Raw genomic sequence first — 26,930 nt, 5'->3', positions numbered from 1 at the left:
CAGGCACACTAGCGCCAACTTGTGTTTTCTTTCTAAAGGATGCCGATCCCCTATGTCACAGCCTACCTTCAACAAAGCTCAATTCCAGGCTGCCCTGACGCGTCAGTGGCAGCGTTTTGGCCTTCATGCTGCAAACGAGATGACGCCTCACCAGTGGTGGCAGGCAGTGAGCGGTGCGCTCGCAGAGCAGCTGGATGCTCAACCCCTGGCAAAACCGGTAAAAGGCCAGCGCCATGTAAACTACATTTCAATGGAATTCCTGATTGGCCGTCTGACGGGCAACAACCTGTTGAACCTCGGCTGGTATCAGGAGGTCGGTGACGTCCTTAAAGAACACGACATTAACCTGACCGACCTGCTGGAAGAAGAGATTGATCCGGCGCTGGGCAACGGCGGTCTGGGACGCCTGGCGGCCTGCTTCCTTGACTCCATGGCGACCGTCGGCCAGTCGGCGATTGGCTACGGTCTGAACTACCAGTACGGCCTGTTCCGTCAGTCGTTTGCTGACGGTCACCAGATGGAAGCGCCGGATGACTGGCATCGCAATACTTATCCGTGGTTCCGCCATAACGCGCAGCTTGACGTGCAGGTTGGCATTGGCGGGAAAGTGACAAAGCAGGGGCTCTGGGAACCGGCGTTCACCATTACCGGTGAAGCCTGGGATCTGCCGGTGCTTGGCTACCGTAACGGCGTGGCGCAGCCGCTGCGTCTGTGGCAGGCGAAACACGCTCACCCGTTTAACCTGACTAAATTCAACGACGGCGATTTCCTGCGGGCCGAGCAGCAGGGCATCGACGCCGAGAAGCTGACCAAAGTCCTCTATCCGAACGACAACCACCTGGCCGGTAAAAAGCTACGCCTGATGCAGCAGTACTTCCAGTGCGCCTGCTCCGTGGCGGACATTCTGCGTCGCCATCATCTGGCGGGCCGCAAGCTGGCGCAGCTGCCGGACTTCGAAGTGATTCAGCTCAACGATACGCACCCGACCATTGCCATCCCGGAACTGCTGCGCGTGCTGATCGACGAGCATCAGCTGAGCTGGGACGACGCCTGGGCCATTACCAGCCGTACCTTTGCCTACACCAACCACACGCTGATGCCAGAAGCGCTGGAGTGCTGGGATGAGAAGCTGGTGAAAACGCTGCTGCCGCGCCACATGCAGATCATTAACAAGATTAACGACCAGTTTAAAATCCTGGTGGACAAGACCTGGCCGGGCAACAAGGCGGTCTGGGCGAAGCTGGCGGTGGTTCACGATAAGCAGGTACGCATGGCGAACATGTGCGTGGTGAGCGGCTTTGCGGTCAACGGCGTGGCGGCGCTGCACTCGGATCTGGTGGTCAAAGACCTCTTCCCGGAATACCACCAGCTGTGGCCAACCAAATTCCACAACGTGACCAACGGCATCACGCCGCGTCGCTGGATCAAGCAGTGCAACCCGCTGCTGGCGGGCCTGCTGGACAAGACCCTGAAGAAAGAGTGGGCCAACGATCTGGACCAGCTCATCAACCTGGAAAAATACGCTGATGACGCGACATTCCGCGAGCAGTACCGGGCGATCAAGCTGGAGAACAAGGTTCGCCTGGCGGAGTTTGTGAAAGCGCGTACCGGGATTGAGATCAACCCGAATGCGATTTTCGATATTCAGATCAAGCGTCTGCACGAGTACAAACGCCAGCACCTGAACCTGCTGCACATTCTGGCGCTGTACAAAGAGATCCGCGAGAACCCGCAGGCCGATCGCGTCCCGCGCGTGTTCCTGTTCGGTGCGAAAGCGGCGCCGGGCTACTATCTGGCGAAAAACATCATCCTCGCCATCAATAAAGTGGCGGCGGCGATCAACAGCGATCCGAAAGTGGGCGACAAGCTGAAGGTGGTGTTCCTGCCGGATTACTGCGTCTCGGCGGCTGAAATGCTGATCCCGGCGGCAGATATCTCCGAGCAGATCTCAACCGCAGGGAAAGAAGCCTCCGGTACCGGCAACATGAAGCTGGCGCTGAACGGCGCGCTGACCGTCGGCACGCTCGACGGGGCCAACGTCGAAATCGCCGAGAAGGTGGGCGAAGAGAATATCTTTATCTTCGGCCACACCGTGGAAGAGGTGAAAGCCATCAAGGCCAAAGGCTACGACCCGGTGAAGTGGCGTAAGAAAGACAAAGTGCTGGACGCGGTGCTGAAGGAGCTGGAGAGCGGCAAATACAGCGACGGCGACAAGCACGCGTTTGACCAGATGCTGCACAGCATGGATAAACACGGCGGTGACCCGTATCTGGTGATGGCGGACTTTACGGCCTATGTCGACGCGCAAAAACAGGTCGACGTGCTGTATCGCGACCAGGAAGCGTGGACCCGCGCGTGCATCCTGAACACCGCGCGCTGCGGTATGTTCAGCTCTGACCGCTCAATCCGTGATTATCAGGCCCGTATCTGGCAGGCAAAACGCTAAGGAAGCGCGATGGAGAGTAAACGTCTGGACAGTGCCGCGCAGGCGGCGGGAATTAGCCTCAGTTACATTAATGCTCACGGCAAACCACAGTCTATTGGCGCCGACACCAAAAGACGTTTGCTGGACGCTATGCACAAAACCGACGCAAAAGCGTCGGCTGCGCCGGTGCCGAACGTGAAGGTATTCACTGCAGGCAAAAAGATGCCGCTCGCGGTGGAGGGGCGCGGCGAGTTTAGCTGGCTGCTCACGACCGAAGAGGGGCATCAGCACAAAGGCCACGCCACCGGCGGCAAAACGCTAAACCTTCCGGCGAAGCTGCCGGAGGGCTATCACACCCTGACGCTCACCCAGGACGATCGGCGTTTCCACTGCCGGGTGATCGTCGCGCCAAAACGCTGCTACGAGCCGCAGGCGCTGCTTGAAGGCAAAAAGCTGTGGGGCGCCTGCGTGCAGCTCTATACGCTGCGCTCCGACAGCAACTGGGGGATCGGTGATTTTGGCGATCTGAAGAACATGCTGGCATCCGTGGGCGAGCGCGGCGGCGCGTTTATCGGCCTCAACCCGATCCACGCCCTTTACCCGGCCAACCCGGAGAGCGCCAGCCCGTACAGCCCGTCGTCCCGTCGCTGGCTGAACGTGATTTATATCGACGTTAACGCCTTAGATGATTTCAAAAACAGCCAGGAGGCGCAGGCCTGGTGGAAACTCAGCACCACGCAGCAGGCGCTGAAGCAGGCGCGCGAAGCCGACTGGGTGGATTACTCCACCGTCACGGCGTTGAAAATGGCCGCGCTGCGCCTGGCGTGGAAAGGCTTTTCGCAGCGCGATGACGAGCAGATGGCGGCGTTCCGCCAGTTCGTGACGCAGGAGGGCGAGAGCCTGTACTGGCAGGCGGCGTTCGATGCGCTGCATGCGTATCAGGTAAAAGAGGACGAAATGCGCTGGGGCTGGCCGGTCTGGCCTGAAGCGTATCAAACCGTCGACACGCCGGAAGTGAAAGCGTTCTGTAAAAAATATGCCGATGAAGTGGACTTCTACCTGTGGCTGCAGTGGCTGGCGTACAGCCAGTTTGCCGCCTGCTGGCAGGTGAGCCAGGGCTATAAAATGCCGATTGGCCTTTACCGTGACCTGGCCGTGGGCGTGGCGGAAGGCGGCGCGGAAACCTGGTGCGACCGTGAGCTGTACTGCCTGAAGGCCTCCGTGGGGGCACCACCGGATATCCTGGGCCCGCTGGGCCAGAACTGGGGATTACCGCCGATGGATCCGCACGTCATGGCGGCGCGCGCCTACGAGCCGTTCATCGACCTGCTGCGCGCGAACATGCAGAACTGCGGCGCGTTGCGTATCGACCACGTGATGTCCGTGCTGCGCCTGTGGTGGATCCCGTACGGTGAAACGGCGGACCACGGGGCGTACGTGCAGTATCCGGTTGACGATCTGCTGTCGATCCTGGCTCTGGAAAGCAAGCGTCATCAGTGCATGGTGATCGGCGAAGATCTCGGTACCGTGCCGGTGGAAATTGTCAGCAAGCTTCGCGACAGCGGCGTCTACTCCTATAAAGTGCTCTATTTTGAAAACGACCATGAGAAAACCTTCCGCGCGCCGCAAGCGTACCCTGAACAGTCAATGGCAGTCGCGACGACGCATGACCTTCCTACGCTTCGTGGCTATTGGGAAAGCGGCGATCTGACCCTTGGCAAAACGCTGGGCCTGTATCCTGATGAAGAGGTGTTACGCGGCCTGTATCAGGATCGCGAACTCTCCAAACAGGGGCTGCTGGATGCGCTGCACAAGCAGGGCTGTCTGCCAAAACGTGCCGGGCATAAGGCGTCGCTGATGTCCATGACCTCCACGCTCAACCGTGGTTTGCAGCGTTACATTGCCGACAGCAATAGCGCCCTGCTGGGCCTGCAGCCGGAAGACTGGATTGATATGGCGGAGCCGGTGAACATCCCGGGCACCAGCTATCAGTACAAGAACTGGCGTCGCAAGCTGTCCACCACGCTTGAGGCGATGTTTGCCGATGACGGGGTGAACAGGCTGATTAAGGATTTGGATAAGCGGCGAAAAGCTGCCGGGAAGAAGTAATAAAAAACCCGCCAGTGGCGGGTTTTTTATTATCCGGTAGTGCTCATGTAGGTCGGGTAAGGCGTAGCCGCCACCCGACTTAGGGCATCAGACCACCATATTCAACAGCAGCACCCCGACCAGACCGCACACCGAAATAATGGTTTCCAGCGCGGACCAGGACTTGATGGTCTCACCGATCGTCAGGTTGAAGTACTCCTTGAACAGCCAGAAGCCCGGGTCGTTAACGTGAGAGAAAATCACGCTACCGGAACCGACGGCGATAACCATCAGCTCAGGGCTCACGCCCGTAGTGGCAATCAACGGCGCAACGATGCCGCCGGCGGTGATCGCCGCAACGGTCGCAGAGCCCAGTGCAATACGCAGAACTGCGGCAATAGACCAGGCCATCAGAAGCGGCGACACGTTGGTTTCATGCATCATCGCGGCGATGTATTTGTCCACGCCGCTGTCGACCAGAACCTGCTTGAAGGCACCGCCACCGCCGATGATCAGGAGCATCATGGCAATGATTTTGATGGAAGAGGTCAGCGTGTCGTTGATCTGATCCATGGAGCGGCCACGGTTCAGACCGAAGGTGAACATCGCGATCAGCACGGCAATCAGCGTTGCCATCACCGGATCACCCAGGAATTCCGCCACGGACAGGAACGCATGACCTTTCGGCAGGATCATCTCTGCCACGGCGCGCATCGCCATCAGGATCACCGGTACCAGAGAGGTCCAGACGCTGACGCCAAAGCCAGGCATCTCTTCTTCGGTGAAGGTTTTAGCGCTGTACAGACCTTCCGGGATAGGCTTATCAATCCCTTTCAGGAAGCGGGCATAAACCGGACCTGCCAGAATCACCGTCGGGATCGCCAGAATCGTACCGAACAGCAGGGTTTTACCCATATCCGCGTGGAAGATGGTGGCGATAGCGGTTGGACCCGGGTGCGGCGGCAGGAAGCCGTGGGTCACGGACAGCGCCGCGGCCATAGGCACACCGACATACAGCAGCGGGATGCTCGCGGCAGCCGCAATGGTGAACACCAGCGGCAGCATCAATACGAAGCCCACTTCATAGAACAGCGCGAAACCGACGGTAAAGCCGGTTAACACCACTGCCCACTGAATGTTCTTCTTACCAAATTTGTCGATAAGCGTAGTGGCAATACGCTGGGCGCCACCGCAGTCCGCCAGCATTTTACCGAGCATGGCGCCGAAGCCCATGATCAACGCCAGGCTGCCGAGCGTGCCGCCGACACCGGCTTTAATCGAGCTGATAACTTTCACCAGCGGCATCCCCTGCATCAGACCGACTGCAAGCGCCACCAGAACCAGAGCGATAAATCCGTTCATTTTGAAGCGGATCATCAAGAGCAGTAATAACACAACACCGATAGCAACGATGACTAATGGCATGATTTACCTGGCCTTTGAATTGTTATGGGTAACGTCATTGTTTCAACGACAAATTCCGATTGTCCCAACTGGGAACAGAGAAGTAACGGCACTAATACTGATGCCTTTTAAACGATTAAGTTTAGTCGGCTGTTATGAGTGTGTTTAGTGCCCATGAGAATGATACGGGTAACATGGCGTGATTGAGAATCACCCTGGAAGGCAAAATGTGAATTATGAGACGCAGGTCAACATATAGAGGGGAACGAAGAGGGGGAGCAGGGTTTTGTAGGCCCGGTAAGCGCAGCGCCACCGGGCAATACAGACGGGCACTGAATCAGTAGTAGGAGTGCTCGCCGCGCTGGTGTTCGGTCAGGTCACGCACGCCTTTCAGTTCCGGGAACTCGTTCAGCAGCTGCTTCTCGATCCCTTCTTTCAGGGTGACATCGACCATTGAACAACCGTTACAACCGCCGCCAAACTGCAGAATGGCAAAACCTTCGTCGGTGATTTCCATCAGGGAAACACGGCCGCCGTGGCCAGCCAGCTGTGGGTTGATCTGGGATTGCAGCAGATACTCAACGCGCTCCATCAGCGGGGCATCGTCAGACACTTTACGCATTTTCGCGTTCGGCGCTTTCAGGGTCAGCTGAGAACCCAGCTGATCGGTGACGAAGTCGATCTCCGCATCTTCAAGATACGGTGCGCTCAGCTCATCAACATAGGCGGTGAGCTGTTCAAATTTAAGGGCAGTGTCGGTGGCTTCCACAGCGTCCGGAGGACAATAAGAAACACCACATTCTGCATTCGGAGTGCCTGGATTAATCACAAACACGCGGATCTGCGTCCCTTCTTCCTGATTTGCCAGCAGTTTGGCAAAGTGCGCTTGTGCAGAATCGGAAATACGGATCATAGCTTTGGCCTAATAGTTGACTAAATTACCTGGGTATAATCATACGCCCATTGAAGAAGGGCTACAAGGTACGGCACAGACACCATACCTGAACCGACGCGGCGCCGCTTTGCAAAAGCAGTCGGGAAAGTTCAGCAACGGTACTGCCTGTGGTGACGACATCATCCACAATCGCGATATGGAGACCGTCGACCGGCAATTCAAGGCGAAAGGCATTTTTGAGGTTTCTTTTGCGAAGCCGGGCGCTGAGCTGATGCTGGATGGCGGTGGCATGAACACGTGTCAGCGCGCGGGCATCATACTGACAGCCAAGCCACCGGGCGAGGGGACGGCAGATCAGGTCACTCTGGTTATAGCCCCGCCGCCAGTGCCGACGTCGGTACAGGGGGACATTTACCACCCTGTCGATTTTCGGCAATGCGCGGTGGCGCCGCGCCTGCAAAACCGCCAGCAGTAGCAGTCGGGCAAGGGGCTGAGCCAGCGCACTCTGGCCGGAAAACTTCAGCGCGTGAATCAGCCTGCTCAGCGGCGGAACATAATCATCCACTGCCACCAGCGCGCTCCACGGCGGGGATTTTTTCAGGCAGCGGCCGCAGGGCAAAGAGGGACTGGTGGCCGGTAAACCGCATTGTGGACAGGTCCCGATACGCCATTGCAGCGATCGCGTGCAAACGGAGCAGATGCCCCACCCGCTGAGTGCCAGCGGCATTCTGCATAGCCAGCACAACCCAGGTACTGTTAGCATGTGCAACCTCCATGTGAAAAAAGAGAACAGTAACTGATGAAGACGCTGTGGTGGCAGACCGTAGGGACAGGAAATTGCCATCTTGTGCTGCTGCACGGATGGGGCCTGAATGCAGAGATATGGCATTGCATACGTGAGGAACTTGCCTCGCATTTCACGCTGCATCTGGTGGACTTACCCGGCTTTGGCCGCAGCCGCGGTTTTGGGGCCATGTCGCTTGATGAGATGGCACAGCAGGTTCTGGACGCTGCGCCGCAAAACGCTGTCTGGCTGGGCTGGAGCCTGGGCGGACTGGTGGCAAGCCAGATTGCGCTGTCGCGGCCTGACCGCGTAAAAGCGCTGGTGACGGTGGCGTCGTCGCCCTGTTTTAGCGCGCAGGACGCGTGGCCGGGGATAAAACCCGAGGTACTGGCGGGCTTCCAGCAGCAGCTGAGCGAAGATTTCCAGCGGACCGTAGAGCGGTTCCTCGCCCTGCAGACGATGGGAACTGAAACCGCCCGTAAGGATGCCCGCACGCTGAAGCAAACCGTGCTGTCGCTGCCGATGCCGGAGGTTGAGGTGCTTAATGGCGGTCTTGAGCTGCTGAAAACGGTTGACCTGCGCGCGCCGCTGGCCTCCCTGACGATACCGCATCTGCGTATCTATGGTTACCTTGACGGAATTGTGCCGCGCAAAGTGGCTCCGCTGCTGGATGATCTGTGGCCGAACAGCGAATCGCAGATCATTGCCAAAGCCGCACATGCCCCGTTCATCTCTCATCCGGCGGAGTTTTGTTCAGCGCTCATTGCGTTAAGTCAACGTTTCGACTGATTATTTTCTATCCTGCCTGGAAAAAGTAACACACCGCAACCATACTCCAGATGTCGTTGCGGTTGTTCTGCCTACGATAATCAAAACAACAATCCTATGGAGAGTCAGGCTATGAAACTTGTTACAGGTATTGTCACTTCTCTGGTTATTGGGTCACTGTCATTTGGCGTCTTTGCGGCAAAAGAGCTGGAAAAAGATAAAGTTGCCGGCATGAATCTGACGAAAATTGGTGAGATTACTACGTCTGACACCACTGCGCCGATGGACGCGAGAAAAGAGCTGTCGAAGAAAGCGGATGAGCTGGGCGGAACGTATTACGTCGTCACCAGCGCTGAAAAGCAGACCAAAAACGTACGCGCAACGGCGGACGTCTACAAGTAACACGATAAAGCCGGGCAGCGATGCCCGGCTTTATTAACGCAGTGCCCACCATTCCCTGAGACAGGCCTTTCCTTCCGGACAGCTTTTACAACTGCCGGAGAGACAACCGTCCGGCTCTTCCTGAATCCGCACCGCTTTCCCCATGGCTTCCAGTCTTTCCAGCATGGCATCGATCATCGGCTGCGGCGTATGCAGGCTGAGGCTCAGCTGTTTCGCCTCCATTCGCCCCTGCAGCGCCAGCAGATCACGAACCTGAATCAACGATGCCATGATGTGTGCTCCTTAGTGACAGTCGCCCGCCGGGCTGTTGCAGCAGGTTGCGGCGGTTTTACGGTTTGCCAGCAGGTCGATGTCGACGCGGCTGCGTGCCCGCCGCAGCAGACCGAGAACGACCACGTTGAACAGCACAACCGCAAGAATGCAGACCAGGCTGTAGCGCGGGTGCTGGCTGAAGTTAACGGTTTGATAAAACAGCGTCGCCAGCGAGTAGGCAATGTTTAACCCCCACAGGATGGAGAACCCCATCCAGCCGCGGCTGGACTCGCGGGCAATCGCCCCCATCACGGAGATGCACGGAATATAGAGCAGAACGAAGATGAGATAGCTGTAGGCCGCGGACGCGCTGCCAAATTTCTCGCCCATCACGCCCATGGCACCCGTCGCCATTTCGCCGTCGCCTTTGCTGGCCTCAATCGGGTTCGCCAGCACGCTCAGGCTGAAGGTGTCCTTCAGGCTCTGCCAGGTTTCCTCTACGGCACCCAGCAGCTCATCACCGAGATGAAACTCAGCCGGGTTAAATTCCTGCTCCTGAATGTTCTCGGCGGTGTAGAGCGTATTCAGGGTACCGACAACCACCTCTTTTGCCATCGCGCCGGTAAACAGGCCGACGGTTGCCTGCCAGTTATCCTCATGCACGCCAATCGGTTTGAAGACCGGCGTGATGACGCGGCTGACGGAGGCGAGGGCAGAGTCGTTAATGTTATCCGCTGCCTGTCCACTCAGGGTGAAGCTGTTCAGGGCGCTCAGGAAAACGCTGACGATGACAATCACCTTACCGGCGCGCAGGACGAAGCCTTTCAGACGCTGCCAGGTCTGGATCGCCAGGCTTTTCAGATGGGGGACGTGGTACACCGGCAGCTCCATCACGAACGGTGACGCCTCACCGCGCATGATGGTGTGCTTGAGCATTAAACCGGTCAGGATCGCCATCACGATGCCCAGGACATACAGCGAGAAGACTGCCAGCGCGCCCTGCTGGCCAAAGAAGGCTGCGGCAAAGACAGCAAAGATTGCCAGGCGGGCACCGCAGGACATAAACGGCGCCATCATAATGGTCATCAGACGTTCACGCGGTGCATCCAGCGTACGTGCGCCCATCACCGACGGCACGTTACAGCCGAAGCCGACGATAAGCGGGACGAAGGATTTACCCGGCAGGCCCAGCGCCTGCATCAGACGATCCATCACGAACGCCGCGCGCGCCATGTAGCCGGAATCTTCCAGGAACGAGAGGAACAGGTACATCATGCCGATCTGCGGCACCAGCGGCAGAACGGTATTGATACCGCCGCCGATCCCCTGCGCGAGGAAGATGGTGAGCCATTCCGGGAAGTGCAGGGTGTAACCCACCCACTGGATCCCGTGGACGAAGACCGCGACGGAACCGGCGTCAAAAATCGGCTGTAGTGCGCCACCGATGTTAATGGCAAGCAGGAACATCACGTACATCACCAGCAGGAAGATGGGCAAACCGAGGAAGCGGTTAAGCACAATCTTATCCACTGCCGCCGTAAAGCGGCTGGGTTCCGCCGTCAGCGCGTTACTGACCACGTCGCAGATCGAGGCGATGGCCTGGTAACGGGCATCGGCGATGTGCAGCGCCGGGTCGTCCAGCTCGTCGCTAAGACGGGCCACCGTCACGTCCAGCTTATCGGCCGCATGACCGGCATAAGCGCGGCTGTAGATATCCCCTTCCAGCATCTGCAGGCCAAGCCACAGACGCTGTTTCGCAGGCATAGCGTTATCCATCTCCTGCGCCAGCACGTTGGCTTCACGCAGGAGAGGCTGCGCGTAATGCACCAGCTCAACGTCGCGATTTCCCGCGTGACGGTCAATGGCCAGCTTCAGCGCATCAATACCGCGCGCGCGCGTCGAGACCAGCGGAACGACCGGGCACCCCAGGCGCGCGGAGAGGGCATCGACGTCGATGCGCAGCTTTTGTTTCTCTGCAATATCGAGCATGTTGAGCGCCACGATGCAGGGGATACCCAGCTCCAGCAGCTGCAGCGTTAGATAAAGGTTACGCTCGAGGTTTGAGGCGTCGACCACGTTGATCAGCAGATCCGCGTCGCCGCCAAGAATATAGTGACAGGCGATTTGCTCATCGAGCGAGGTTTGTGACGAAATGGTGGTTAAGGAGTAGGTGCCGGGAAGGTCAACCAGCGTCACCTGGTTGTCTGTCGTCGTGAACTGGCCCTCTTTACGTTCAACCGTCACGCCCGCCCAGTTGCCCACGCGCTGGCGAGCCCCGGTCAGCTGGTTAAAAAGCGTGGTCTTGCCGGAATTAGGATTGCCAATTAAGCCAATAGTTAACTTTTTCATTTTTTTAGACTCACTGAAACCGCTGGCTTGTTATCGGGATAAGGCTTCGACTTCTATTAACGCGAGGTCTTTTTTACGCAGGACCAGATTCACGCGTCGGGTTTCGATATGAACCGGATCGCCTAACGGCGCCACGCGTACGACCTGGAATGACGAGCCGGGCAGCATGCCCAGCGACAGCAGCTTCTGCCGATAGGCCGGGCTAATTTCGCGGGTAAAACCGGTAATCTTCCATGCACTGTCTGGAGTGAATTGCATAACGCCTGATTCCACGAAAGGTTAAATTATCTACTATGCGATGATAATGAGAATAGTTTTTATCAGCAATATTAAAACTGTGACGGAATGTTGTTTGCGATATTAATTTACGGCCTTTTTGACCTTGCTCAATATTTGCTGAAATGCCGGGAAAACGAAAAGCGGAGTATTTGTTAACGGGGTGATAATTCGCGGTTTAAATATGGCTACATACTATTTATTTTAATTCCCTGCGGCCTGCTTGCCGGGCGGCACTGCGTTTGCCCGGCCTACAAAACCATAGGCCCGGTAAGCGCAGCGCCACCGGGCATTTATGACCTTAGCGTTTTTTACCCATCGCGGCCGCCAGCGCATCCATCATCGCGCTGTTGCCTGCAGGCTGGACATCCCGCCCGCGCGGTTTTGCCGCTTTCGCGGCCGGACGCTGCTGCTCGCGGCCACCGACATTGCCGCCGCGGCGCGCGTTGGTGTCACCCGGCTGCTCGTCCAGACGCATGGTCAGGGCGATACGCTTGCGCTGCAGGTCCACTTCCAGCACTTTGACCTTCACGATGTCGCCCGCTTTGACCACGGTGTGCGGGTCTTCAACGAACTTGTCGGCAAGGGATGAGATATGGACCAGGCCATCCTGATGCACGCCGATATCCACGAACGCGCCAAAGTTGGTGACGTTAGTCACCGCACCTTCCAGCACCATGCCTGGCAGCAGGTCGTTCATGGTCTCGATACCGTCAGCAAAGGTCGCGGTTTTGAACTCAGGACGCGGATCGCGGCCCGGTTTTTCCAGCTCTTTGATAATGTCGGTAACGGTTGGCACACCAAATTTGTCGTCGGTGAAATCGACGGCTTTCAGGTTGCGCAGGGCGCTGCTGTCGCCCATGAGATCTTTCAGCGCCTGCTGGGTAGCGGCCAGGATGCGTTCCACCACCGGATACGCTTCCGGGTGAACGGTGGAGGCATCGAGCGGGTTATCGCCGTGGTTGATGCGCAGGAAGCCCGCGCACTGCTCAAACGCTTTTGGCCCCAGACGGCTTACCTTCAGCAACTGCTGACGGTTCTGGAACTGGCCGTTCTCGTCGCGCCAGGCGACGATGTTCTGCGCCATCATGCGGGTTAAGCCCGCCACGCGGGTCAGCAGAGGAACGGAGGCGGTGTTCAGGTCAACGCCAACGGCGTTTACGCAGTCTTCCACGACCGCATCCAGCTTGCGCGCCAGCTGAGTCTGGCTCACATCGTGCTGATACTGGCCCACGCCGATCGATTTAGGATCGATCTTCACCAGTTCCGCCAGCGGATCCTGCAGACGGCGAGCGATCGAGACCGCGCCGCGCAGGGAAACGTCCAGGTCCGGGAACTCCTGTGCCGCCAGCTCGGACGCGGAATAGACGGACGCCCCGGCCTCGCTGACGATCACTTTCTGTGCCGTCACTTTCGGGAACTGCTTCTGCACGTCGAGATAGAAACGCTCGGTTTCGCGGGACGCCGTACCGTTGCCGATGGCGACCAGCTCGACGTTGTATTTTTCGCACAGCGCCGCCACCACGACGGCCGCTTTCGCTGCCTGGCCGGTGTGCGGATAGATGGTGTCGGTGGCGACCAGCTTGCCGGTGCCGTCAACGACAGCGACTTTTACACCGGTACGCAGACCCGGATCGAGACCCATGGTCGCGCGCAGGCCAGCAGGGGCGGCCATCAGCAGGTCGTGCAGGTTGCGGGCGAAGACGTTAATCGCTTCATCTTCAGCACGTTCGCGCACGGTGCCCATCAGCTCGGTTTCGAGGTGCATCAGCACCTTGATGCGCCAGGTCCAGCTCACCACGCCTTTACGCCAGCTATCAGCCGGGGCGTTGTTCAGGCGCAGGCCGAGATGGTCGATGATGATCTGCTCGCAGTGGCTCTCTTTCGGCGGCTCGTCAAACTGCGGGTCGGCGTTCAGGGAGAGTTGCAGCACGCCTTCGTTGCGGCCGCGGAACATTGCCAGCGCGCGGTGGGAAGGGGTGGTGGAAATCGGTTCGTGGTGATCGAAGTAGTCGCGGAATTTCGCGCCTTCTTCCTCTTTACCCGCGACGACGGTAGAGACGATGTGGGCGTTCTTCCACAGGTAATCACGCACTTTGGCGAGCAGGGCAGCGTCTTCGGCGAAGCGCTCCATCAGAATATAGCGCGCGCCGTCGAGGGCGGCCTTGGTGTCCGCTACGCCTTTGTCGGCGTCGATGAATCTCGCCGCTTCGGTATCCGGATCGTGGGACGGTTCGTTCCACAGCAGGTCGGCCAGCGGCTCAAGACCCGCTTCAATCGCAATCTGTCCGCGCGTACGGCGCTTCGGCTTGTACGGCAGATAGAGGTCTTCGAGTTCGGTTTTGCTCAGGGTGCCATTGATGGCGTTTTCCAGTTCGCTGGTCAGCTTGCCCTGTTCGCCGATGGATTTGAGGATCGCCTGACGACGTTCTTCCAGTTCGCGCAGATAACCGAGACGGGTTTCCAGGTTACGCAGCTGCGTGTCATCCAGACCGCCGGTGACTTCCTTACGATAGCGTGCAATAAACGGCACGGTGTTCCCTTCATCAAGCAGGCGAACGGCAGCTTCTACCTGTTCGGCTCTGGCCTGAAGTTCACCCGCAATAATGCGGCAGAGCGAATCTTTCATCATGGCTTTATCATCTGTTGAGTCGAAAAAATCAGGGGATAGTTATACGGGCTGACACGGCAAAATGCCAGCCGGGGAGGGCGCTCTCGGACTATTTTACGTAGACGATCTCATTAACGTACCAGCTGGCTTCTCCGGCTGGGGTCTGCACGACGGCCAGATCGCCCACTTCCTTTTTCAGCAGCGCGCGGGCCATCGGCGAGTCGATGGAGATGTAATCCTTACGACCAAAAATTTCATCGTAGCCGACAATGCGAAAGCGCAGGGTGTCACCGTCGTCGTTTTCAATCTCCACCCACGCGCCGAAGAACACTTTGCCCTCCTGCTGCGGGGAGTAATCGACAATTTTTAGATTTTCGAGGCATTTCGTCAGATAGCGTACCCGGCGGTCAATTTCGCGCAGCCGCTTCTTGTTGTACTGGTAGTCAGCGTTTTCGCTGCGATCGCCCAGGCTCGCGGCCCAGGTCACCTTTTTGGTTACCTCAGGACGCTCTTCGCGCCAGAGGAAATCCATCTCTTTTTTGAGTTTCTCGTACCCTTCGCGGGTGATCAGGGGCGTTTTCATGGTGCTGCCTTTGCTGCCGGTTCTCTGTTTTGCGCACAATACGTACCACACAGTGTAACAGACAGGATTAATAATGATTTATGTGATGAAATGAACAGATAAGCTGCTGTTAAATATGCTTTGTAACAATTTCGACTAGAATTTATACCAGAATTAACTGGTCGAATACGTGCACTTTTTTAGAATACGCTGTTACAAAGACTATCCGAACCTTTGGGAGTACACACAATGCAAGAAAACTACAAAATTCTGGTCGTGGATGACGACATGCGCCTGCGTGCGCTGCTGGAACGTTATCTGACCGAGCAGGGCTTCCAGGTTCGTAGCGTCGCGAACGCTGAGCAGATGGACCGTCTGCTGACCCGTGAATCTTTCCATCTGATGGTTCTCGACCTGATGCTGCCTGGCGAAGATGGGCTTTCTATTTGCCGCCGTCTGCGCAGCCAGAGCAACCCGATGCCGATCATCATGGTGACGGCGAAGGGCGAAGAAGTTGACCGTATCGTGGGCCTCGAAATCGGTGCCGACGACTATATTCCAAAACCGTTTAACCCGCGTGAACTGCTGGCGCGCATTCGCGCCGTGCTGCGTCGTCAGGCGAACGAACTGCCGGGCGCGCCGTCGCAGGAAGAAGCCGTTATTGCCTTCGGCAAGTTCAAGCTGAACCTCGGCACGCGCGAAATGTTCCGTGAAGACGAGCCAATGCCGCTCACCAGCGGCGAGTTTGCGGTCCTGAAAGCGCTGGTCAGCCACCCGCGTGAACCGCTTTCTCGTGACAAGCTGATGAACCTGGCGCGCGGTCGCGAATACTCCGCTATGGAACGCTCTATCGACGTGCAGATCTCCCGCCTGCGCCGCATGGTGGAAGAAGATCCGGCGCATCCTCGTTATATTCAGACCGTATGGGGTCTGGGCTACGTGTTCGTCCCGGACGGCTCTAAAGCATGAGGCGAATGCGCTTCTCGCCGCGAAGCTCGTTTGCCCGCACCCTGTTACTGATCGTCACCCTGCTGTTCGTCAGCCTGGTGACGACCTACCTGGTGGTGTTGAACTTTGCGATCCTGCCGAGCCTCCAGCAGTTCAATAAGGTCCTGGCCTACGAAGTGCGTATGCTGATGACCGATAAGCTGCAGCTGGAGGACGGCACGCAGCTCGTCGTTCCCCCGGCGTTTCGTCGTGAAATCTACCGTGAACTGGGCATCTCGCTCTACTCGAATGAAGCGGCGGAAGACGCGGGCCTGCGCTGGGCGCAGCACTATGAATTCCTCAGCCAGCAGATGGCGCAACAGCTGGGCGGCCCGACGGAAGTGCGCGTTGAGGTCAACAAAAGCTCGCCCGTCGTCTGGCTGAAAACCTGGCTGTCACCCAACATCTGGGTGCGCGTCCCGCTGACCGAAATCCATCAGGGCGATTTCTCGCCGCTGTTCCGCTATACCCTGGCGATTATGCTGCTGGCGATAGGCGGGGCCTGGCTGTTTATCCGTATACAGAACCGACCGCTGGTCGACCTGGAGCACGCGGCGCTGCAGGTCGGTAAAGGCATTATTCCTCCTCCGCTGCGCGAGTATGGCGCCTCGGAAGTCCGCTCGGTGACGCGTGCGTTTAACCATATGGCGGCAGGCGTGAAGCAGCTGGCGGATGACCGTACGCTGCTAATGGCGGGCGTGAGCCATGACCTGCGCACCCCCCTGACGCGTATCCGTCTGGCGACGGAGATGATGGGAGAAGAGGACGGTTATCTCGCCGAGTCCATCAACAAGGATATCGAAGAGTGCAACGCCATCATCGAGCAGTTCATCGACTACCTGCGCACCGGTCAGGAGATGCCGATGGAGATGGCGGATCTGAACGCGGTGCTGGGCGAAGTGGTGGCAGCGGAAAGCGGCTACGAGCGTGAAATTGATACCGACCTTCAGGCGGGCGAGATCCAGGTACGCATGCACCCGCTCTCCATTAAGCGCGCGGTGGCCAACATGGTGGTTAACGCGGCGCGCTACGGCAACGGCTGGATTAAGGTCAGCAGCGGGTCTGAGCTCAACCGCGCCTGGTTCCAGGTGGAAGACGACGGTCCGGGCATCAAGCCCGAGCAGCGTAAGCATCTGTTCCAGCCGTTTGTGCGCGGCGACAGCGCGCGCAGCACCAGCGGTACGGGCTTAGGCCTGGCGATTGTGCAGCGTATTGTGGATAACCATAACGGGTTGCTGGAGATTGGTACCAGCGAGCGGGGTGGGTTGAGTATTCGCGCCTGGTTGCCGGTTCCGGTGACGCGGGGGCAGGTGAAAGAGAGTTGAAAAAAGGGTGGCTCGAGCCACCCTTTTTTACAGGTCGGGTAAGGCGAAGCCGCCACCCGACATGGACTACAGTTTTGGACCCGCACTCACCAGCGCAGCACCCGCCGGGGTATCGGTGTACTTCTCGAAGTTCTCGATAAACAGCTTCGCCAGCGATTCCGCTTTCTCACGCCACTGCTCCGGCGAACCGTACGTATTGCGCGGGTCGAGGATATGCGTATCCACACCCGGCAGCGACGTTGGGATCGCCAGGTCAAACATCGGCAGAGTGAAGGTTTCGGCGTCGTCCAGAGAACCATCCAGAATGGCGTCGATAATGGCGCGGGTATCTTTGATGGAGATACGTTTGCCGGTGCCGTTCCAGCCGGTGTTCACCAGGTATGCCTGCGCACCGGATGCCTGCATGCGTTTCACCAGCACTTCAGCGTACTGCGTCGGGTGCAGCGACAGGAAGGCTGCGCCGAAGCAGGCGGAGAAGGTTGGGGTTGGCTCCGTCACGCCGCGCTCGGTACCCGCCAGCTTGGCGGTGAAACCGGAAAGGAAGTGGTACTGCGTCTGGCTGGCCGTCAGGCGAGACACCGGAGGCAGCACGCCGAACGCATCCGCCGTCAGGAAAATAACCTTCGTGGCATGACCCGCTTTAGACACCGGCTTCACGATATTGTCGATGTGGTAGATCGGATAAGAGACGCGGGTGTTTTCCGTTTTCGACGCATCGTCGAAGTCAATGGAGCCGTCGGCACGCACGGTGACGTTTTCCAGCAGCGCATCGCGACGGATCGCGTGGAAGATATCCGGCTCGGCCTCTTCAGACAGGCGAATGGTCTTCGCGTAGCAGCCGCCTTCAAAGTTGAATACGCCGTCGTCATCCCAGCCGTGTTCGTCATCACCAATCAGACGACGTTTTGGATCGGTAGACAGGGTGGTTTTCCCGGTGCCGGAAAGGCCGAAGAAGACCGCCACGTCGCCTTTTTCACCGACGTTAGCCGAGCAGTGCATGGAGGCGATGCCCCGCAGCGGCAGCAGGTAATTCATGACCGAGAACATCCCTTTCTTCATTTCGCCGCCGTACCAGGTACCGCCGATCAGCTGGATACGCTCGGTCAGGTTGAAGGCAATAAAGTTTTCGGAGTTCAGACCCTGCTCTTTCCACTGTGGGTTGGTGCATTTCGCGCCGTTCATCACGATGAAATCAGGGGTGAAGTCCTGCAGCTCTTCGTCGGTTGGACGGATAAACATGTTTTTCACGAAATGCGCCTGCCAGGCCACTTCGGTGATAAAACGTACGGAGAGACGGGTGTCGGCGTTAGCGCCGCAGAAAGCGTCGACAATAAACAAACGCTTGCCGGAAAGTTGATGGGTGACGAGCCCTTTCAGGTGCTGCCAGGTTTCCGGAGAGAGCGGTTTGTTGTCGTTCTTCCCTTTGCCCTTGTCAGCCCACCACAGCGTATCGCGGGTGGTTTCGTCTCGGACGATATACTTATCTTTCGGCGAACGACCGGTAAAGATACCTGTATCGACGGCGATAGCACCAAGATTCGTCAACACACCGCGCTCGTATCCTTCCAGTGCTGGATTGAGCTCTTCCTGATACAGCGTATCGTAGTCGGGGTTGTAGACGACTTCCTGGACGTCGTGAATACCATAAGCCTTGAGATCTTGCGGGGTTAAACCAGTAACACGCATATCACTGCTCCTTAGCCAATATGTACTGCCTGAAATTGTAGGGTTTTTCTGAGGTTGTTTACCGCGACGGGGCTCATAGATTCACGCATCTGGACAAAACCCTTACTAACGGAAAACGCTGCGACTCCAGTCACAGCGCAGGCGGATTATCGCAGGAATCGCTTTTTGGTTGGGGAAAATGTTCCGAAAAGGTTAAAGGCTGGTGATTTTATCGGAGAGAATGTGAATGTAATCGCATACACGTAAGAAAATTACGTAAGAGTTACATTGGGAAAACGATTCAGCTTGGGTGGGTTTTTTTGCCCCTCAACCCAGCCCTCTCCCCTTGGGGAGAAGGTTAAGGTGAGGGGAAGAGAGGTTTAGTGAACCTGCGGATCCGCCGGGGAGGCGTTATTGCGGATCTCCGCGATATCCATCGAATTGAACACATAGTGCGTACCGCAGTAGTCACAGTGCATATCAATTTCGCCGTCTTCCGCCATGATGCTGTCGATCTCTTCATCCGGCAGGGTTTTCAGTGCGCCAGCGCAGCGCTCGCGGGAGCAGGTGCACTTAAACTCCACAGACTGCGGGTCGTAAACGGTCACTTCTTCTTCGTGGTACAGACGCCACAACACGTCGGTCGCCGACAGATTGAACAGCTCTTCCGCTTTGATGGTTTCGGTCAGCGTCGCCAGGTGCTCAAAATCATTGGTCTGCGCGTCCTGCGCAGGCAGAACCTGCAGCAGCATCCCGCCCGCAGCAGGCTGGCCGTCTACTTCACCGGTGCGGATGAACAGGCGAGTCGGCAACTGTTCAGAACGCATGAAGTAATCTTCCAGGCAGGCTGCGAGGGTATCGCCTTCCAGACCCACCACGCCCTGATAGCGCTCACCTTCCTCTGGGGAGATGGTGATCACCAGGTAGCCATTACCCACCAGCGTTTTGAGGTCAGCATTCTCAGGCACGTCGCCCTGAACGCGCGCCACGCCGCGCATCTGCTGCTGGTTATTGCCGTTGATGACCGCCAGCGTCATCGGGCCGTCACCCTGCAGCTGCACGGTGATATCACCGGCAAATTTCAGCGTCGCCGTCAGCAGGCTGGTGGCAACCAGCAGTTCACCCAACAGGGTCTTCACCGGCAGCGGGTAGTTGTGGTTTTCCAGAATCTGTTTCCAGGTTTCGGATACGGTGACCAGCTCGCCGCGCACGGCGAATTGTTCAAACAGATAGCGGTGTAATTGGTCGTGTTGGGCCATAATAGTCTCTCGTGCAGGTGAGGGTTACTCGGTCTCACCGTGTTTAAATTTCATCAGATCGCGGCGCTCTTTTTTGTCCGGTCGCCGGTCCGGGTGGGGCATGGTCAGCGCATTCATTTTGCGCGCCAGCGCGGTCTTCTCGCGCTTTTCTATGCTTTCCGCCGTCTCTTCATAAAGCAGTACGGCTTCGGCTGCCGGCCGTCGTTGTTCGGTAATGGCTTTAATCACTACCGTACGTTCATCGTTGCCCTGACGCAGCGTTAAGGTGGCATTCAGCTCAACCAGCTTGCTTGGTTTGCTGCGCTGGCTGTTGTAATGCACTTTTCCGCCGTCAATCATCTCGCGGGCAAGGGCGCGCGTCTTATAAAAACGCGCCGCCCACAGCCATTTATCCAGTCTTACCCCGTCAGAGGGTTTTTCTTTCATGGCCTCTCCTTCACGGTCAGTGAGGGGATCATCTGGCGATAGTCGTTCAGTCCCGGATGGCGCAGATAGCTTTTTTCAGCCAGGCCAGAGTCAGGATTGGTGACGCCCAGACAATAGCGAATGCCAAACTTAGCCGCGGAATCCAGAATGGGTTCGCTGTCATCAATGAACAGCGTGCGTTCCGGCTGCAAACCCGTCTCTTCCTTCACCGCATGCCACAACCGCTGATCCTCTTTCGGATAACCAAATGTGTGGGTGGAAAGTAATAAATCAAGGTGTGATGCCAGACCCGTATGCTCCAGCTTCACGGCCAGGTTATGGGGATGCGCGTTGGTCAGCAAAATGCGGCGCTTGCCGCTTGCTTTCAGCGCGTCCAGGAACGGAACCGTATCCTCGCGCAGCACGGCGCGTGGACCCTGGGCGGTGGTCATGGCACAAATATCCAGACCGAGGCGCTCGCTCCAGTAGTCAAGACAGTACCAGTTTAGCGTATGTTGCACGGCACTATATTGCGAACGAATGAATGCCTGCGCTTCTGCCGGGGAGATCCCCTGCTGCTCGCCATAGGTTTCTGGAACCAGCGTTTGCCAGAAATAGTTATCAAAGGCGAGATCGAGCAGCGTGCCGTCCATATCCAGCAGAACGGTATCAACCTCCTGCCAGGCGATATCAAGATGCATAAGGGGAACTCCAGCCAGAAGAAACGTGCGCGACAGGGTAGCACATCTTGTCGCGCAACGAGGTTATCAGATCAGGCTCTCAGAGGAGGGGATCAGCTTAGGATTGAGGCAGTTTTCGTAATATTGCTGGATCTCGGCAAGCCGGGTGCGCGAGCGCTGGTAGCGGCGCAGGGCCATAAAGGCGTTCCAGAAAATGGCGATCAGCATTGCGGTCATCAGCAGAGAGGTGCCGATGTAACGCCATAGCCCTGCGCTATCCGGCATCCGGTGCAGACCGATATGGCGAGTGCCGTTGGCGTCGGTGTAGAGGCTTGTGACGATCCCTTCGGCACTGAACGGCGTTTGCATCAGCATCTGCGCCAGGCGCTGGAATTGACTCCACTGCTCCTGCGCCGGGTAGTCGTAAAGCGCAACCTGCGGATAAGGCTGATCGACCAGGTCGCTGCCCTCATCGCTGACAATCACAAACCCGCCCGGTGCCGGGCTGTTCAGCGCCTGAGCCGCTCGGGTGGTCTCACGCATCATGAACGGCGACGTGGAGGTGGCGACCAGGTTATCCAGCGATTCAGCGCTCACCGGACGCAGCAGCACGTTGACGCCATCCAGCCGTCCCGCTTCGGCGCGTTTCACCAGCGAGTCCCAGTCTTTACTGTTCCCCAGGTTTACCAGGGCATTTTTAAGACGTATGCACTCATCCTGCGAAGAACAGAGATCCTGCGTTTTCAGAACGATGTCACCAAAATCATCCAGCAGAACCATGCCTGATTTTTGAATGGCCGAGCGCAGCGCGGGGCTGACGCGCGAATCATCGTCCGGTTTCGGATGCAGCTGGCGGTTAACCGTCTGGGTAAGGGCCGTGGCTTTATTCACCACTTCGGATTCCGGCAGCGGCAGCGGCGGTGCGTCGTTCCAGATAATTTGCGAGCAATCAAACGGCATGAACGGTGAGTTCTGGCGCGTGTTCCACGCCCCCGGCGTGTGAATATTACACATCCCGGTTCCCTTCAGGCGCAGCGTGTCCCCCACGCGGACACCGGCTTCATCCAGCTTGTTGACGCTTGTCGCTTCAATGGTTTGCGCCCCTTTGATCCACGACAGGGTGAATTTGATGGGCATATCCAGCGGCACAAAGAGCAGCAGCATGACTAAGACCAGCGCCGCGCCTCCGGCAATGACCGTGCTGCGAAGCCAGTGCTGAAGCGGGAAATTTTTCACTTCATCATGCAGGGATAAGAAGCGCCCCTGACGCACAACGTGGCGGTCAAGGTAGATATCAATATCGGTTTTCTGGCCCAGGTCCTGCGCAATCCACGGTTGCCAGTGGCGCGGGTAGATCAGGTCAATAATTCCGAGCGAGATATTGTTGAGGTGTTCCTGATCGTTTTCACCGAACAGACCCCAGCGCTTTGGCGTACCACGCAGGCAGTGGATCTCGCGCAACGAGGTTTTGGCCGGTGGAGCAAAGAGCCCCCAAAGTCCGCCCGCCAGCAGCAGCACCGCACCGCCCGCCAGCCAGGGGACAAACACATCCGGCGTCAGCAGGCAGATAAAAAAGAGCAGGAAAGCGGCGACGATCAGCAGAGCTTCACGAATACCGTCCGGTCGGCTCAGGGCGTACTCTTCATGGGTTTCCTGGCGAATGTTCAGCAGTTCAATCTGCTCTGTCTCTTCGCCACGAATGGAGGCCTGTGTTGAACTGGCGCGTTCCAGCGCAAAACGCGGGGCTTCCTGAAGATATTCATTCAGCGTGTGGCCGTTAAGCGAGATAACCAGAGGCAACGAATCGGTGTGAATCAGCTCAACGCTGTTTTCGTCATTAATGTATTGCTCCCATGACGGAGGCAGATGCACTTCGACGGAATCCAGGTAATAGCGCCATTTGTTGGGGTCATCAGTGGTAATGCCGTAGCGCGTGATGGAACGCGTCACGCAGAGCACGGTGTCACTTTGCGCATTAAGCTTTAGCGCGACGGGCGCAGTGGTGGCTCCCGTTGGCCCAGGCGTGAGCTGAGAACGGTTCAGGATTTCGAGATAGTTTTCAACTGCATCGCGCTCTTCTTGCGTGAGTTTACGCGTGGTCGCGCCCGCAAATGCATTTAAAAAGGGCAGACGATAACGTCGCTGTACGCGACGCCTGTACAACCACCCTGCAACCAATGCGCCGGCCAGCATAGCAGCGAGAACAATCAAAATGGTGCTCATGCTTTCCCCATCTTACTTATCTTCTTACAGGTGTAGTCAGTAGCACCTTTACATTGAATGAGTGTCTGTGGTTGGCTATCGGCAAGTATGGAGTCGAACTTGAGCATTCTGAAGCGCATCCCAGTGACCGGTGATGATAGCAAAGCCTGTTATGGCGCGATATCAGCAAATTCCTGGAAACATTTCAACCTCTTGACATTTGTTTTGAATTGAGGATTGATCCCAAATACGTTGCATAAATGTAAATAAAGAACAATTGACATTGCCGAAACCGTGCGGCGTATCGCACAATAACCCCAGTTCTCACTGCTAAGACCCATCAAGATGAGCAAACCACTACAAAAACCCACCATTCTGAATGTTGAAACTGTCGCCAAATCGCGCCTGTTTAATGTCGAAAGTGTGGATCTGGAGTTCAGCAACGGTGTGCGTCGCGTTTATGAACGTATGCGCCCCTCGTCGCGCGAAGCGGTGATGATTGTGCCGATTGTCGACGATCATCTGATTTTGATCCGCGAATACGCGGTGGGAACGGAATCTTACGAGCTTGGGTTCTCGAAAGGGCTCATCGACCCGGGTGAAACCGTCTTTGAAGCGGCCAACCGCGAGCTGAAAGAAGAGGTGGGCTTCGGGGCGAATGAGCTTTCATTCCTGAAAAAACTGAGCATGGCGCCGTCCTATTTTTCCAGCAAAATGAATATCGTGGTGGCGGAAGATCTCTATCCTGAATCGCTGGAAGGGGATGAGCCGGAGCCGCTGCCGCAGGTTCGCTGGCCGCTGGCGCACCTGATGGATCTGCTGGAAGACCCTGACTTTAATGAGGCTCGCAATGTGAGCGCGCTGTTCCTGGTACGGGAGTGGTTGAAGGGGCAGGGGCGACTGTAGGCCATAAAAAAAGCCGGGTGGCGGCTTCGCCTTACCCGGCCTATGATGCTTTGCCCGGTTTTGACCGGGCATTTTTATTTTTAGAACAGCTCGTGCGTTTCGCCGTTATCGATAATCTCTGTACCCACCTCGTGCACCGCCTGTGTGGTTGGCTGCGTGCCCTCAATGAAATACTCTTCGCGACTGTTACCGCCGTTGGCGAGCTGGCCCGTGCTGCGGTCGATATTGACCGTCACCACGCCCGGCGGTGGCGTCAGCGGCTGCTCCGGCACGCCTTCAAGAACGGACTTCATGTAGGCGTCCCAGGCCGGTTGCGCGCTCTTCGCGCCGCCTTCGTAGCCGGAAATCTGATCTTTAATCGCGCCGGATGCCGTGGTACGTCCTAAATCGCGGCGGTGATCGTCGAAGCCGATCCAGACCGAGGTCACTACGCCGGGACCGTAACCGGAGAACCACGCGTCTTTCGAGCTGTTGGTTGTCCCCGTTTTACCGCCGATATCATGGCGCTGCAGATCGCGCCCTGCGCGCCAGCCGGTACCCTGCCAGCCTGGCTCACCGAAGATATTGGTGTTCAGCGCGCTCTTGATCAGGAACGACAGCGGCGTGTTGATCACATGCGGGGCGTACTCCTGCGCGCCGGTCTGCGCGACCAGCGCCTGGTTCGCCTGCTCGAGCTGCGGCTGCGGCACCACGCCGTTCTGCTGCTCCTGCGACACGGCAGGGTCTTCCATGTCCTTATTCTCAAGCACCTCGGATTTCGGCGTATTGCCATAAATGACCGGAATATCGCAGTCAGGACAGGCAATTTTCGGCTTCGCCTCGAACAGCACGCCGCCCTGATCGTTCTCGATCTTGCTGATGAAGTACGGGTCAATCAGGAAGCCGCCGTTGGCCATCACCGAGTATCCGCGCGCGACCTGAAGCGGCGTAAAGGAGGCTGAGCCTAACGCCAGCGACTCGGTGCGAACGATGTTCTGCGCCGGGAAACCGAAGCGCTGCAGATACTCTGCGGCATAGTCGACGCCCATCGCGCGCATGGCACGCACCATCACCACATTTTTCGACTGTCCCAGACCCTGACGAAGGCGAATCGGGCCGGCATACTCCGCAGGGGAGTTCTTCGGCTGCCAGTCGGAACCCGCACCCGCATCCCAGCGGGAGATTGGCACGTCGTTGAGGATGCTGGCGAGGGTCAGCCCCTTATCCATCGCGGCCGTGTAGAGGAACGGTTTGATATTGGAACCGACCTGACGCAGCGCCTGGGTGGCGCGGTTAAATTTGCTCTGGTTGAAATCGAACCCGCCGACCAGGGCCAGTACAGCGCCGTTCTGCGGATTGATAGAAACCAGGGCCGAGTTGACGTCCGGCACCTGCGCCAGCCACCAGGATTCGCCGACCTTGCGCACCCAGATTTGCTGCCCGGTCTGTACCGCATCGGTCACTTTACGCGGCGTGGCGCCCTGCAGGGTATCCGAACGGTACGGACGCGCCCAACGGATACCGTCCATGCGCAGGGAGACGGACGTACCGTCCGCGAGCGTTGCAACGGCTTCCTGAGGATCGGCCTGCGTCACCACCGCAGGAAGGAGCGGACCGTAGGTAGGCAGCGCTCTCAGCGTACTGGTGATTTTTTTGCTGTCCCACGCGCTTTCGCCCACCTTCCAGAGCACGTTTGACGGGCCGCGATAGCCGTGACGCATATCGTAGTCCATCACATTGTTGCGTACCGCTTCCTGCGCCGCCTGCTGCACTTTACGGGTGACGGTGGTGTACACGCGATAGCCATCTTCATAGGCCTTGTCGCCATAGCGATTCACCATCTCCTGGCGAACCATTTCGGTCAGGTAAGGCGCTGAGAAGGCGATCTCCGGGGCGTGGTAGTTAGCGTCAATGACGTCGTTGCGCGCCTGGTCATACTCGCTCTGGCTGATATAGCCTTCGCTCAGCATACGTGACAGGACGACGTTACGACGGGCAGTGGCGCGGTCGAGCGAGTAGAGCGGGTTAAACGTGGACGGCGCTTTTGGCAAACCGGCGATGGTGGCCATTTCGCTTAACGTGAGTTGCTCAACAGGCTTACCGAAGTACACCTGCGCGGCCGCCCCCACGCCATAGGCACGGTAGCCCAGGTAGATTTTGTTGAGGTACAGCTCAAGGATCTCGTCTTTGCTCAGCAGCTGCTCAATACGGATCGCAAGGAACACCTCTTTGATCTTACGGGTCAGCGTCTTTTCAGGGCTGAGGAAGAAGTTACGCGCCAGCTGCTGCGTAATGGTGCTCGCCCCCTGAGAGGCGTGACCTGAGAACAGCGCAATGCTCGCGGCACGGAAAATCCCCACCGGATCGACACCGTGGTGCTCGTAAAAACGGCTGTCCTCCGTGGCGATAAAGGCTTTCACCATCACCGGGGGGATTTGGTTTAAGGTCAACGGAATACGACGCTTCTCGCCATACTGCGCCATGAGCTCGCCATCGGCGCTATAGACCTGCATCGGGATCTGGAGACGCACATCGCGAAGCGTGGCGACATCAGGTAGCTGTGGCTCAATATATTTGTACAAACCGTAAATCGAGCCTGCTCCCAGCAGAATGCAACAGACTGCAAGGATGAATAAATACTTTACGAACTTCACCGGAGATTTCCCATTTGGTTTCACTTGGGCAGTTTCTAAACAATCGCGCGGT

21 protein-coding genes are annotated in these 26,930 nt (G+C 57.5%); 7 read left to right on the top strand and 14 right to left on the bottom strand.

Going from position 1 to position 26,930, the window contains the following annotated elements:
• Positions 1 to 52 precede the first annotated feature (52 nt).
• The gene (malP, locus tag ACMGGQ_RS19535) at positions 53 to 2,446 is read left to right on the top strand and encodes a maltodextrin phosphorylase (protein ID WP_420290411.1); all 2,394 of its coding nucleotides are present in this window, start codon (positions 53 to 55) and stop codon (positions 2,444 to 2,446) included.
• A gap of 9 nt (positions 2,447 to 2,455) precedes the next feature.
• Positions 2,456 to 4,534, top strand: coding sequence for a 4-alpha-glucanotransferase (malQ, locus tag ACMGGQ_RS19530; protein WP_111967802.1), 2,079 nt, complete (start codon positions 2,456 to 2,458; stop codon positions 4,532 to 4,534).
• A gap of 87 nt (positions 4,535 to 4,621) precedes the next feature.
• On the opposite strand, the gene gntT is transcribed toward malQ, so the two are convergent.
• The 3 genes from gntT to gntX all read right to left on the bottom strand — a co-directional run bounded on the left by gntT (position 4,622) and on the right by gntX (position 7,575).
• The gene (gene gntT / locus ACMGGQ_RS19525; RefSeq protein WP_024907902.1) at positions 4,622 to 5,938 is read right to left on the bottom strand and encodes a gluconate transporter; all 1,317 of its coding nucleotides are present in this window, start codon (positions 5,936 to 5,938) and stop codon (positions 4,622 to 4,624) included.
• Between the two features lie 316 nt (positions 5,939 to 6,254).
• On the bottom strand, positions 6,255 to 6,830 hold the full coding sequence (nfuA, locus tag ACMGGQ_RS19520) for a Fe-S biogenesis protein NfuA (protein WP_008503055.1): 576 nt from the start codon (positions 6,828 to 6,830) through the stop codon (positions 6,255 to 6,257).
• 61 nt (positions 6,831 to 6,891) lie between these two features.
• A complete protein-coding gene (gntX, locus tag ACMGGQ_RS19515) occupies positions 6,892 to 7,575 on the bottom strand; it encodes a DNA utilization protein GntX (protein WP_334763254.1) in 684 nt (227 codons plus the stop codon).
• 36 nt (positions 7,576 to 7,611) lie between these two features.
• Between gntX and bioH the strand changes: the two genes are divergently transcribed.
• Together bioH and ACMGGQ_RS19505 are read left to right on the top strand one after the other, a co-directional pair.
• The gene (gene bioH / locus ACMGGQ_RS19510; protein ID WP_111967804.1) at positions 7,612 to 8,385 is read left to right on the top strand and encodes a pimeloyl-ACP methyl ester esterase BioH; all 774 of its coding nucleotides are present in this window, start codon (positions 7,612 to 7,614) and stop codon (positions 8,383 to 8,385) included.
• Between the two features lie 111 nt (positions 8,386 to 8,496).
• Positions 8,497 to 8,766, top strand: a complete 270-nt coding sequence (locus tag ACMGGQ_RS19505) for a YdgH/BhsA/McbA-like domain containing protein (protein ID WP_048226350.1) — start codon at positions 8,497 to 8,499, stop codon at positions 8,764 to 8,766.
• Positions 8,767 to 8,799: 33 nt separating this feature from the next.
• Here ACMGGQ_RS19505 and feoC read toward each other — a convergent pair whose 3' ends face one another.
• The 5 genes from feoC to greB all read right to left on the bottom strand — a co-directional run bounded on the left by feoC (position 8,800) and on the right by greB (position 14,837).
• Positions 8,800 to 9,036, bottom strand: coding sequence for a [Fe-S]-dependent transcriptional repressor FeoC (feoC, locus tag ACMGGQ_RS19500; protein WP_023309498.1), 237 nt, complete (start codon positions 9,034 to 9,036; stop codon positions 8,800 to 8,802).
• 12 nt (positions 9,037 to 9,048) lie between these two features.
• Complete coding sequence (gene feoB, locus ACMGGQ_RS19495) at positions 9,049 to 11,367, bottom strand: Fe(2+) transporter permease subunit FeoB (RefSeq protein ID WP_048027698.1); 2,319 nt, start codon at positions 11,365 to 11,367, stop codon at positions 9,049 to 9,051.
• 30 nt (positions 11,368 to 11,397) lie between these two features.
• Positions 11,398 to 11,625 carry a ferrous iron transporter A gene (gene feoA, locus ACMGGQ_RS19490; RefSeq protein WP_008503050.1) on the bottom strand — a complete coding sequence of 76 codons (228 nt, stop codon included), beginning with the start codon at positions 11,623 to 11,625 and terminating at the stop codon, positions 11,398 to 11,400.
• Positions 11,626 to 11,944: 319 nt separating this feature from the next.
• The gene (locus tag ACMGGQ_RS19485; RefSeq protein ID WP_420290410.1) at positions 11,945 to 14,275 is read right to left on the bottom strand and encodes a Tex family protein; all 2,331 of its coding nucleotides are present in this window, start codon (positions 14,273 to 14,275) and stop codon (positions 11,945 to 11,947) included.
• An 88-nt stretch (positions 14,276 to 14,363) separates the two neighbouring features.
• The gene (greB, locus tag ACMGGQ_RS19480) at positions 14,364 to 14,837 is read right to left on the bottom strand and encodes a transcription elongation factor GreB (RefSeq protein ID WP_008503048.1); all 474 of its coding nucleotides are present in this window, start codon (positions 14,835 to 14,837) and stop codon (positions 14,364 to 14,366) included.
• A 228-nt stretch (positions 14,838 to 15,065) separates the two neighbouring features.
• Here greB and ompR point away from each other — a divergent pair, with 228 nt between their 5' ends.
• Entirely contained in the window at positions 15,066 to 15,785 is a 720-nt protein-coding gene (ompR, locus tag ACMGGQ_RS19475) for a two-component system response regulator OmpR (RefSeq protein ID WP_001157751.1), read from the top strand.
• Complete coding sequence (envZ, locus tag ACMGGQ_RS19470) at positions 15,782 to 17,128, top strand: two-component system sensor histidine kinase EnvZ (protein WP_008503047.1); 1,347 nt, start codon at positions 15,782 to 15,784, stop codon at positions 17,126 to 17,128. Before ompR ends, envZ begins: the two co-directional genes overlap by 4 nt.
• A 66-nt stretch (positions 17,129 to 17,194) precedes the next feature.
• Here the strand turns inward: envZ and pckA are convergent, their stop codons facing one another.
• From pckA to ACMGGQ_RS19445, 5 genes are all read right to left on the bottom strand, one after another.
• Positions 17,195 to 18,814: a phosphoenolpyruvate carboxykinase (ATP) gene (pckA, locus tag ACMGGQ_RS19465; protein ID WP_196365619.1), complete on the bottom strand. Its 1,620-nt coding sequence runs from the start codon at positions 18,812 to 18,814 to the stop codon at positions 17,195 to 17,197.
• 359 nt (positions 18,815 to 19,173) lie between these two features.
• Positions 19,174 to 20,052: an Hsp33 family molecular chaperone HslO gene (gene hslO / locus ACMGGQ_RS19460; RefSeq protein WP_023309492.1), complete on the bottom strand. Its 879-nt coding sequence runs from the start codon at positions 20,050 to 20,052 to the stop codon at positions 19,174 to 19,176.
• A gap of 24 nt (positions 20,053 to 20,076) precedes the next feature.
• Entirely contained in the window at positions 20,077 to 20,478 is a 402-nt protein-coding gene (gene hslR, locus ACMGGQ_RS19455; RefSeq protein WP_420290409.1) for a ribosome-associated heat shock protein Hsp15, read from the bottom strand.
• Positions 20,475 to 21,158, bottom strand: a complete 684-nt coding sequence (gene yrfG / locus ACMGGQ_RS19450; RefSeq protein WP_048027692.1) for a GMP/IMP nucleotidase — start codon at positions 21,156 to 21,158, stop codon at positions 20,475 to 20,477. Before yrfG ends, hslR begins: the two co-directional genes overlap by 4 nt.
• Positions 21,159 to 21,224: 66 nt before the next feature.
• Positions 21,225 to 23,360: an intracellular growth attenuator family protein gene (locus tag ACMGGQ_RS19445; RefSeq protein WP_420290408.1), complete on the bottom strand. Its 2,136-nt coding sequence runs from the start codon at positions 23,358 to 23,360 to the stop codon at positions 21,225 to 21,227.
• Positions 23,361 to 23,684: 324 nt separating this feature from the next.
• Between ACMGGQ_RS19445 and nudE the strand changes: the two genes are divergently transcribed.
• Positions 23,685 to 24,245, top strand: a complete 561-nt coding sequence (gene nudE, locus ACMGGQ_RS19440; RefSeq protein WP_008503041.1) for an ADP compounds hydrolase NudE — start codon at positions 23,685 to 23,687, stop codon at positions 24,243 to 24,245.
• An 80-nt stretch (positions 24,246 to 24,325) separates the two neighbouring features.
• Here the strand turns inward: nudE and mrcA are convergent, their stop codons facing one another.
• The gene (gene mrcA, locus ACMGGQ_RS19435) at positions 24,326 to 26,878 is read right to left on the bottom strand and encodes a peptidoglycan glycosyltransferase/peptidoglycan DD-transpeptidase MrcA (protein WP_045909338.1); all 2,553 of its coding nucleotides are present in this window, start codon (positions 26,876 to 26,878) and stop codon (positions 24,326 to 24,328) included.
• Positions 26,879 to 26,930 lie beyond the last annotated feature (52 nt).

It is taken from the genome of Enterobacter sp. BNK-13 (assembly GCF_048685015.1).
Taxonomy (GTDB): domain Bacteria; phylum Pseudomonadota; class Gammaproteobacteria; order Enterobacterales; family Enterobacteriaceae; genus Enterobacter; species Enterobacter quasiroggenkampii.
The sequence above is the reverse complement of the archived record's forward strand: the minus strand, read 5'-3'. Positions and strand labels throughout refer to the sequence as shown.